Consider the following 8,503-nt stretch of genomic DNA (forward strand, 5'->3'; position numbering starts at 1 on the left):
AGATGTGTATAAGAGACAGTCCTACATCAGTGCGCCGACAAATCACACGAATTATATAATTATTTTATCTAAAGTGTTTAAAGAAAGAAACTAATAACTGCAACACAATTTCGTGACATTGTTGGAAATAGCTAAAGAATTTATCAACTAACTACAAAAATCTAAAAGCCCGAAAAACACACACCGTGTTTCTCGGACTTCGACTTTCAATCTTTTATTTTAAAAAGCGATCGAGAATACCTCTCCGTTTCAACACCATCAAGATAATGTAACTAATGACTGATCCGATAATACTTGAAACGAGAAAGGCTAGCATTAAAGGTTTCGCTGCAAAATCGTGTAAACCGATAATCCAAGCGACTGGAATACACATCAAGCTGCCAATAATCCCCGTACCGATTACTTCACCCACTGCTGCCATAAAGATATGGCGACGATAAATATAGAATGCACTCGCAAGTAACACACCTACCATACTACCAGGAAACGCAAAGGCACTTCCGGTGTTAAACAGTACACGCAACAGTGAAGAAATCAATGCTTGAGCCAGTCCAAACCAAGGGCCAACAAACACCGCACATAAGACATTAATCATATGCTGAATAGGTGCAGCCTTAATCGGTCCGACTGGTATGACTATAAAGCTACTCAATATGACATTGAGTGCTATAAATATTGCGGTAAATGTAAAGTTTCTCGTCTTCATTCGACGACCCAACCCCTTTCGTTATTCAATCTTCTGGATGATGGTTGTTTAAGCGTTTCGACATCGTCTCAATCATCAATTGAAGTAAATCATTGGCTTCTCGTTGCGCAGTTCGAAATTCACCGACTATCGGAAGTTGGTTAATATCGTTCTCTAACGACTGAATCGTATGCTCTGACGCTTTGAGTGCTTCTATCTTGCCGTAATTCTGAAAGTTAACAGCTTGTTTCTGATTGCGTTTCAATTCTTTCATGCGTGTGTCGATACTGTGATTCGCATGAATCTGTTCTTCTACACGTCGATAATCTTTCACGAGATCTAAATCTTGAATCTTTGCACTTAAACGATCTGCTTGCTCAAGTATTTCTTCAGTACGATACATTACATCGTCACCATCGCTTCTTCGTGCTCACCAAGATACGTACCGTTAAGTGAGAATTGATGCGCTTCATCTATGCGCACATCGACAATTTTACCAATAGCTGACTTCGGCGCTCTAAAGTTAACTAATTTGTTCTTCTCAGTGTAACCAGCAAGCACTTCGTCATCTTTCTTACTTGTACCTTCACATAACACGCTCACGACTTCACCCTCGTATGGCTTCATCGCTTCACCAGAATAGGCAGCAACTTTACGATTTAAACGTTGAAGACGATCTTTCTTCACTTCTTTCGGCACATCGTCTTTCATACGTGCAGCTGGCGTACCATCACGCTCTGAATAGAGATACGTGTACGCATGTTCGAAACCGACCTCATCGTATAAGGATAACGTCTCTTCAAATTGCTCCTCTGTTTCATTTGGATAACCCACGATAATATCAGTCGTTAGCGCTACATCAGGAATTTGCGCCTTAATGCGATCGACTAAATCGAGATAACTTTCACGGGTATACTTACGACCCATAATCTTCAATACTGCGTTATTACCAGATTGAACTGGCAAGTGGATATGTGGGACAATATTGCCGCCTTGTGCAATCACTTCAATCATGCGATCTGTGAAGTCCCACGGGTGACTCGTAGTGAAACGCACACGTGGAATATCAATCTTAGAAATATCTGCGAGTAAATCACCTAAACCATAATCTAAACCGTCGATATCCTTACCATATGAGTTTACATTCTGACCGAGCAATGTCACTTCTTGATAACCTTCACGTGCGAGTTCACGAACTTCTTGAATAATATCTTCAGGCTTACGACTACGCTCTTTTCCTCGAGTAAAAGGCACAATGCAATAAGTACAGAATTTATCGCAACCGTACATGATATTCACCCATGCTTTAATATTACCTTCACGTACTTTCGGTAAATTCTCAATGACGTCGCCTTCTTTAGACCACACTTCAACGACCATCGCTTTGGAAAGATACGCTTCTTCAAGAATTTCCGGTAAACGATGAATATTGTGCGTACCAAAAATCATATCTACATTTTGGAAGGATTTCAGAATCTTATTTACGACAGATTCTTCTTGTGACATACAACCACATACGCCGAGCAAGACGTCAGGTCGTTCGCGTTTGAGATGCTTCAAGTTACCGATTTCACTAAACACTTTATTCTCAGCATTCTCACGAATCGCACAAGTATTGATGAGAATCACGTCTGCAGTATTAATATCTTCTGTAGGTTGATAACCTAAGGCACTGAGAATACCTGCCATCACTTCCGTATCGTGTGCATTCATTTGGCAGCCATAGGTTTTAATCATAAATGTGCGACCGCGACCCATATTGCGATATTTCTCATCGATTTGGAAATCATTGTTATATTGAACCTCTTCTTTACCGCGCTTACGTGCTTGTTTCAAACTTGGCGGTTGATAAACGTGTTCAAAGTTCTTACTCTCCGCTTGTGCTTTCTTATCTCGTTCAGCTAAGATGTTAATCGTAGTACGCTTTCTTTGCTCTTCATTCACACTACATAACCCTTTCTTTCCATCTTCGCGCATGCTTGAACGCTTTAATTTACGCATGCTTCGATTTGTGCATAATCATCTTTATATTATATTAAATTCTACTTATATGTGCAAAAAGACACCACTACTTTTCCAGTTAAAATGCGTGGGGTATTGAAAGCAATCACGCCCACTAAGAACGATGAAATGATAAAAAATTTATTCATAATTATTGTTCACTACAAATTCTAGCACCCTTAACTGCTAGTCTCAGTTCATAACTTAAACTTTATTCCACTCGATCACTATCGTATTTACCAGTCAACGTTTCAATCGTAATACCCTCAGGTGCATGATAGAACTTCACCTGACTGATAATACTTGGAACTTCTAATTCGACCATGCGATCATTAATCTTCTGAATGAGGATCAGACACGTATTCATATCTGCTTGAACAGTCGTCTCAAGGGCTCCCACACGATATGGAATTTCAGCTTCTTGAATGATCTTAATCGCTTCATCAACATAAGGAATCACATCTTCCCCATTCGGCGTCTTAGGTATTACTTGGATACTCATGAGTGTATCATCCATGATTATTCCTCCTCTTCATTCATGACATCTATAGCTTCAATCACTGCCTCTGCAAACGCAATCATGACTGGACTCCAATTAGATTCATCTTCTCGATTATGTAAATTAAACTTCTTATTGTTAAAAAATGATTTCCGTAACGGCTCGGTAAGTTCAATTTGTACGCCTTTTTTACGTTCTCCACAGTTCACGAAATTATCCGTATGCATTCCTGAGATAGGTGGAGGTGCCGCTTCAACTAGAAAGCTTCTCTTTTCCAAAGCATGCGTTAGATGCTCGCGCAACGCAAGATCTAAACCGCCTAAATAAACCTTAGATTTCACACCTCTGCAGCCATGAATAGAAATCACGTGCCTTTTACCTTGGACCAAAGTTTCTAATTGCGGTTCATTAAAGTGACGAGATGTGACATGTAGCTCATTGTTCTTATTGCGACGCGTAGCTTTAAAGGTGTAGAAGTCATAACCGCCACGACGTGCAATGAGTTCAGCTACTTCCGACGTCCCTCTTTCAATAGCACCACCATGAATCGCAGTGATCAAATGGGGCGTGCCACGCTCTTCAGTGTGTATAGACCAATCTTCTCCCTCGGTCGTCTGCTGAGCAAGGTCTGTAAACGATGTGTAGCGATCTACCATAATTTACCTCCAGAAGATGAATTTACTTCACTGTACCATATTTGCAACGGCTTTGTAGATAGTGAAAGCTATGACATGTAAAAGGAGTGGAAGAGTTCACGAGATGTTACATCCCATCTTTGCGATTTCTCATTCCACTCCTTACATATCATATTGTTATTTCATCTTTATCCTTTGAGTATTAATAACATGCATCAGCGCTGCTATCTTAATAAACCTAGTATCTTTAATGAGAAAGTGTTGCTTCGCAAATAACACGCAATATACTTTCCCTTTAATAGCTACTCATTTCAACTAATCTAGTTCAAGCCAGGAATTAAACAAATTGTTGTGTTAATGCATTGAACTGATCTTCTTGAATGTGAATATCTTTCTTAGTAAGCGGCGTCTCATCTAACTGCTCAATTTGTGATTCGTATGAAGGTGTTTCAGTATCTTGATAAACGATACCTTTGAGTAAAGAATCATATTTCAAGACGTTAGCCATCGCTTTCTCTTTATCTGAAGCGTCATAGTCTTCAATGTCATCGATGTTCGTCAAGTGTTCTTTGAACCAATCATACGTATTCACTTTATTATATGTGACACATGGAGAGAAGACGTTCACAAATGAGAAGCCATCATGATTGATTGCGTCTTCTAATAATTTGGTTAAATTTTTAATATCACTAGAGAAACCTTGAGCCACAAATGTAGCTCCGGATGATAGCGCGAGTTCTAAAGGCGCCACGTTCTTCTCAATATTACCTTTAGGCGTAGATTTCGTCACGAAGCCAGGCGCAGAAGACGGTGACGTTTGACCTTTCGTTAAGCCGTAAATTTGGTTATCCATAATGACATACGTCATATTCATATTACGTCTTAATGCGTGAATCGTGTGGCCCATACCGATAGCATATCCGTCTCCGTCACCACCAGAAGCGATCACTGTCAGATCACGGTTCGCCATCTTAACACCTTGCGCTAACGGTAACGCACGCCCGTGGATGCCGTGCACCCCATAGGCATTAATATAACCAGAGAGACGACCTGAACATCCGATACCAGTAATAATCGCTACTTCTTCTGGTTCTAATCCTATGTTCGCAGCTGCTTTCTGAATCGCAGCCTGAACAGAGAAATCACCGCAACCTGGACACCAATTGGGCTTAACGTTGTTACGGAAATCTTTAAATGTAGCCATTTAGACCCTCTCCTTTAATTCATTGGCAATTTGTTGACCACGTTCTTCAATTTCATGTGGTAAGAACGGTGTACCATCATATTTCGTTTGATTAATGAGTTTATCTCCAACCATAACATTCATTTTAAGAATATTAGACAGTTGACCTTGATAGTTATGTTCTACCACAACTACTTTTTTAGCTTTATTCACGGCTTCTTGAACTACATCTTTAGGGAATGGGTGAAGTTGACGAATTTGAAGGTGATTCACTTTGATGCCTTGCTCTTCTAAACGTTCAGCACCTTCTTGGATAGCGCCTTTCGTTGAGATAAAGCCGAGATAAAGAATGTCCGCTTCATCATGCGTTTCCTGTCCACTTACAGGTTCGTTAATGAGCAGATGTTGTGTTTTACGCATACGTTTTTCCATTTGTTCTTGACGGTTTTGAGCAACTTCACTCGTTTTACCTTCTTGATTATGTTCGACACCTGTAACGTGATGGATGCCACCTTTCAAGCCCGGTAATGGTCTTGGAGACACGCCACTCTCAGTTAAAGCGTAACGACGGAAATAGCTTTTATCCCCTTCCTCACGCTCGATATCGGATTGAATTAATTCGCCTCTTTGGATATCAATCGCGTTGTAGTCTAACTGTTCTACAGTCTGTTTACCGAGAGATAACTGCAGGTCACTGAGGATAATAACTGGGCACTGATAAATTTCAGCTAAGTTGAAGGCTTCCATCGTTAAATAGAATGCATCTTCTGCATCCATTGGCGCTACGACAATTTTAGGAATATCTCCGTGCGTACCATAAATCATCTGCATCAAATCAGATTGCTCTTGTTTCGTTGGCAAGCCAGTAGAAGGACCCCCACGTTGCGTATTGACGATGACAAATGGTGTTTCTGTCATACCTGAAAGTCCAATGGCTTCCATCATGAGAGAAAGTCCCGGACCAGCACTTGCTGTGAAGCCACGGACACCACCGTAGTTAGACCCTATCGCCATGTTAGCAGCAGCGATTTCGTCCTCCGTCTGAACAACTGTACCTCCCACTTTAGGAAGATTCTCAATCATATATTCCATGATTTCTGACGCTGGTGTGATAGGATAAGCAGCCATGAAACGTGAACCTGCTGAAATCGCTCCAAGTCCTATTGCGTCATTTCCAATCATGTAAAGGTGCGGATCTTGTTGAGATGCTGTGAGTTGGAAATCACCTTCTACCGTTTCAAGTTGTTCTTGCATCAAGCGATAACCTTCATGAAGCGCTTGAATATTCATTTCAACAACTTTGTCACCTTTTTTCTCAAACATCGCTGTGATCAGTGATTCAAAGGTTTCTGTTTCTAAATCCATCAACGCACATGTTGCACCTACTGCAACCATATTTTTCATCAATGTTGTGCCGAGTTCTTTCGCTGTTTTAGTAAAAGGTAAATCAATCATTTGAGCACGACAATCTTCAGGTTTGTCTGGTTTCGCTTTACTATCTGCAATAATAACGCTGTCGGCTCTCATTTCATGATGATTGACTTCAATCGTTTCCTGGTCGAATGCCACAAGAATATCTAGGTCATCACTTACTGCGTGTACGGGTAATGTAGATACTCGAATCTTGTTATTCGTGTGACCCCCTTTGATACGACTTGAGAAGTGACGATAACCATAAAGATAGTATCCCTTTCTATTCATAGCTGTAGCGAAGATTTCACCTGTTGATTCGATACCTTCACCTTGTTGTCCGCCCACTTTCCATGATATTTGATTTCGCATATCATTGTTCCTCCTAGTGGATATATTCATTCATTATTTATAATATCAAAATACCTCGCTAAATGACTATGCTTAGCGAGGTTCTCGTTGAAATTCATACGAACGGACGATACTTAATCAAGCGGATGATCATCATTGATGAGCACACGTTCAATATGTTTCGTCCGTCCTTGACTATCATAATCGACGACCACACCTGAAAGTACGGCACGACCTGTATCTGGTACGACGTGACGTTGCGGCAAACTTGTAATGAAACGTTTAATGACTTCATCACGTTGAATGCCGAGAATGCCGTCATAGAACCCTGTCATACCGACGTCTGTTATATAGCCCGTACCTTGAGGTAATACGCGGTCATCAGAAGTTTGAATATGTGTATGTGTCCCCACAACTGTACTCACTCGACCATCTAAGTACCAACCCATGGCATTCTTTTCCGAAGTCGTCTCAGCATGGAAGTCGACAAAGATATAGTTCGTCTCTTTCTGAGCTTGTTCGACGAGTTCATCTGCCTTTTTAAAAGGATCGTCGATATCTTGCATAAATGAGCGTCCTTGCAAGTTAATAATCGCTAACTTATCTGCGTTAATCTGGATAAAACGCATTCCAACACCTGGTGCCTCTTCAGGAAAGTTGGCTGGGCGCACCATGCGATTAGCATCATCGATAAAATCATAAATTTGACGCTGACCGTATGTATGGTTACCCATTGTCATAAAGTCAACTCCTTCGCGTAAGAGTTGCTTATAGATTTTTTCAGTTAATCCTTTCCCGTGAGCTGCATTTTCTGCGTTAACAATCGTCACGGTAGGATGAAATTTTTGTTTTAACTTTGGTAGGTAATCACTGATAGCTTGTCTGCCCACCTTACCTACGATATCTCCGATAAATAATATTCGCATTCGTTCGTACATCCTCTCTGCTCATTAGTGTATAGCATATTGTTAGCTCTGAAAAGTTTGATGTTTCTCTCGCTTGCATTTGTTAGATATTCTGCTTAAATGCAAACTGATTTCACTACTGTAAGAAATTAATCCGAAATTTAATTGACGATAAAGTGTTTTAAATCATTTTTGAGTGGTATGAAATAAACAGAAAGTTAAATAAATAATATAGGAGTTGTAATTCACACATGTCAATTCATATTGATGCAGAACATTTCGCAGATTTAGTAGTGAAAGCGAATCCCTCAAAAAGCGAAGATGCAGAAGATATTGCTAAAGATGCATTAGAATTATATATTACTTCATATCGCTTAGCTGAGAGATATGGACAAATTTCTTCAAGTTGTTTAGATACAACTGAGATCTTAAAAGAAATCAAAGACACTGAATTAGAATTCAACAACTAATATTGCTATTAACTTAAACCAAGACTATAATTCAATCAAAAATGATGAGGAAAGGGTAGAGACTACATACTTGTGGTTTTTTACCCTTTTTTCTTATGTAATTTTAAAGATAATATAAGTCATTTACGCGTTTCGGGGTTACATCACTACTCACAATTTCACTAGCGTTAAAATGCTGGGTCTTCTGAATATCGCTTGTTGACTCTTCCTACATTCGTGCATCGCTCTATGCATAAACATAAACAAACGGCTACCCGAAGGCAACCGTATTATTTTGGCTGTACACTTTTAACGGTTGGTGATGAAAAAATCACTAGCCGTTAATTTTCTTTATACACCAAAAAAGGCACGAATATCTCTATAA

9 protein-coding genes are annotated in these 8,503 nt (G+C 40.0%); 1 reads left to right on the top strand and 8 read right to left on the bottom strand.

The features are described 5' to 3' along the window. Nucleotides 1-214: 214 nt before the first annotated feature. The 8 genes from thiW to CD126_RS01080 form a co-directional block, all read right to left on the bottom strand. Nucleotides 215-706 carry an energy coupling factor transporter S component ThiW gene (gene thiW / locus CD126_RS01045; protein ID WP_103369900.1) on the bottom strand — a complete coding sequence of 164 codons (492 nt, stop codon included), beginning with the start codon at nucleotides 704-706 and terminating at the stop codon, nucleotides 215-217. A 25-nt stretch (nucleotides 707-731) separates the two neighbouring features. Then, the gene (locus tag CD126_RS01050; protein WP_049405437.1) at nucleotides 732-1,088 is read right to left on the bottom strand and encodes a YlbF/YmcA family competence regulator; all 357 of its coding nucleotides are present in this window, start codon (nucleotides 1,086-1,088) and stop codon (nucleotides 732-734) included. Next, entirely contained in the window at nucleotides 1,088-2,629 is a 1,542-nt protein-coding gene (miaB, locus tag CD126_RS01055) for a tRNA (N6-isopentenyl adenosine(37)-C2)-methylthiotransferase MiaB (RefSeq protein ID WP_049405493.1), read from the bottom strand. The genes CD126_RS01050 and miaB overlap by 1 nt, the downstream gene beginning before the upstream one ends. Nucleotides 2,630-2,897: 268 nt before the next feature. Then, nucleotides 2,898-3,203, bottom strand: coding sequence for a thiamine-binding protein (locus tag CD126_RS01060; protein WP_049405438.1), 306 nt, complete (start codon nucleotides 3,201-3,203; stop codon nucleotides 2,898-2,900). Between the two features lie 2 nt (nucleotides 3,204-3,205). Then, the gene (locus CD126_RS01065; protein ID WP_049405439.1) at nucleotides 3,206-3,841 is read right to left on the bottom strand and encodes a poly-gamma-glutamate hydrolase family protein; all 636 of its coding nucleotides are present in this window, start codon (nucleotides 3,839-3,841) and stop codon (nucleotides 3,206-3,208) included. Nucleotides 3,842-4,157: 316 nt separating this feature from the next. Further along, complete coding sequence (locus CD126_RS01070; RefSeq protein WP_103369901.1) at nucleotides 4,158-5,024, bottom strand: 2-oxoacid:ferredoxin oxidoreductase subunit beta; 867 nt, start codon at nucleotides 5,022-5,024, stop codon at nucleotides 4,158-4,160. Continuing rightward, nucleotides 5,025-6,785, bottom strand: coding sequence for a 2-oxoacid:acceptor oxidoreductase subunit alpha (locus tag CD126_RS01075; protein ID WP_049405440.1), 1,761 nt, complete (start codon nucleotides 6,783-6,785; stop codon nucleotides 5,025-5,027). 113 nt (nucleotides 6,786-6,898) lie between these two features. After that, nucleotides 6,899-7,690 (bottom strand): TIGR00282 family metallophosphoesterase, encoded by a 792-nt coding sequence (locus CD126_RS01080; protein WP_049405441.1) that lies wholly within the window; start codon nucleotides 7,688-7,690, stop codon nucleotides 6,899-6,901. 230 nt (nucleotides 7,691-7,920) lie between these two features. Between CD126_RS01080 and CD126_RS01085 the strand changes: the two genes are divergently transcribed. Continuing rightward, the gene (locus tag CD126_RS01085) at nucleotides 7,921-8,139 is read left to right on the top strand and encodes a hypothetical protein (protein WP_002472448.1); all 219 of its coding nucleotides are present in this window, start codon (nucleotides 7,921-7,923) and stop codon (nucleotides 8,137-8,139) included. The last annotated feature ends 364 nt before the right edge of the window (nucleotides 8,140-8,503 follow it).

The organism is Staphylococcus pettenkoferi (assembly GCF_002902685.1).
GTDB lineage: Bacteria > Bacillota > Bacilli > Staphylococcales > Staphylococcaceae > Staphylococcus > Staphylococcus pettenkoferi.

Coding starts and splice junctions, on each gene's coding strand:
- thiW (WP_103369900.1), bottom strand. CDS start 706: ATGAAGACGAGAAACTTTACATTTACCGCAATATTTATAGCACTCAAT.
- CD126_RS01050 (WP_049405437.1), bottom strand. CDS start 1,088: ATGTATCGTACTGAAGAAATACTTGAGCAAGCAGATCGTTTAAGTGCA.
- CD126_RS01060 (WP_049405438.1), bottom strand. CDS start 3,203: ATGGATGATACACTCATGAGTATCCAAGTAATACCTAAGACGCCGAAT.
- CD126_RS01065 (WP_049405439.1), bottom strand. CDS start 3,841: ATGGTAGATCGCTACACATCGTTTACAGACCTTGCTCAGCAGACGACC.
- CD126_RS01070 (WP_103369901.1), bottom strand. CDS start 5,024: ATGGCTACATTTAAAGATTTCCGTAACAACGTTAAGCCCAATTGGTGT.
- CD126_RS01075 (WP_049405440.1), bottom strand. CDS start 6,785: ATGCGAAATCAAATATCATGGAAAGTGGGCGGACAACAAGGTGAAGGT.
- CD126_RS01080 (WP_049405441.1), bottom strand. CDS start 7,690: ATGCGAATATTATTTATCGGAGATATCGTAGGTAAGGTGGGCAGACAA.
- CD126_RS01085 (WP_002472448.1), top strand. CDS start 7,921: ATGTCAATTCATATTGATGCAGAACATTTCGCAGATTTAGTAGTGAAA.